Annotated in this window: 1 pseudogene; it reads right to left on the reverse strand. The window is 33.1% G+C overall.

Annotated elements, in window-relative coordinates:
• Positions 1 to 6: 6 nt before the first annotated feature.
• Positions 7 to 777, reverse strand: a pseudogene (hemW, locus tag F6K13_RS33800) (radical SAM family heme chaperone HemW); the annotation flags it as partial.
• Positions 778 to 1,261 lie beyond the last annotated feature (484 nt).

The raw sequence follows: 1,261 nt of genomic DNA on the forward strand, positions 1-1,261 counted from the left end.
TTAATTTGGCTTGGCGTAATTAGATATCTCATAATGTTCATATCCTGAAATTGATATTAACTGCTGTGCCATTCGATACATTTGAGCAGCTGTTTCATCTGTAGGTAAAGGAGGATTACCAGGTTGATAATAACGTCCAAAAGCTGTTACAGCTTCTACTACGAGGTCGTAACTAGATATATGAGTTGGGGAAATAGCAATTCCTGCTTCTAAAGAAGTTTGCCATTGTTCTAGAGTTTGATGTGGCAGTCCCGAAATTAAATCTATGCTGAAATTAACAATTCCTGCTTGATGTAATATGTCTACTGCTTTGTAAATATCCGAGACATTGTGGGTTCTCCCACAAACGTTTAATAACTCATCTTGAAATGCTTGTACCCCTAAACTAACTCGATTTATCCCTAGGAATTTATATCCTCGTACCTGTTCTAAGTCAAAAGTTCCTGGGTCCATTTCTATAGAGATTTCAGCATTGGCCACAATTCTAAATTTTTGTTCTAGGGCGTCTAGAATCCGGTTCAATTGACTAACTGACAAAAGAGAGGGTGTACCACCGCCAAAGAAAATAGTTTCTAGGGGTCGGTCAAAAGATTTTGTAATGTTTATTTCCTCACAAATTACCTCCACATATTCTTGAATAGGAGAAAAATTATCACCTCTTTTATTATCGCCCACTACAGAAATCGGAAAATCACAGTAATAGCACCGCCGTCGGCAAAAAGGTATATGGACATAAGCCGAACTAGGGATATAGTAATTTCCGATTGGCCTTTTCATTACAAAATATATTCTTATATAAAACTATCTTAAACAATTATGAATTTAATTAAGAGTAGTAGTACAGTAAATTATCAAAAACTAATGCCGATCAATAGAAATATTATTTAAGTAAAAAGTAAAAAAAATAACTTTAAGATATAACCGTATGACTACTTCAAAGACGTAATATTAAAAATGTTGTCATTAAAACCAAAGTAAAAATAATCACATCATCTTTGCTACAAGATAGATTTTATACTTTAGTAGGAACTGTGAAAAGCAAAGTTCATTATGAATAGCTTCAAAATTTTTATGAGTTGAGGAAGCTGAGAACAAGAAAACTCTAAAGAATGGAACATTTACTTGAAGATATAATAGAAGCAACATTGAGCAGCCCAAAAATTATGGTTATCAGTCACTATTGCTGAGTACCTACTGGGAAAATCTCTATATCTATATCTATAAAACAAACTAAAAAAATGCTTGACGCAATCATTATCAA

It is taken from the genome of Okeania sp. SIO2B9 (assembly GCF_010672505.1).
GTDB classification, from domain to species: Bacteria; Cyanobacteriota; Cyanobacteriia; order Cyanobacteriales; family Microcoleaceae; genus Okeania; species Okeania hirsuta.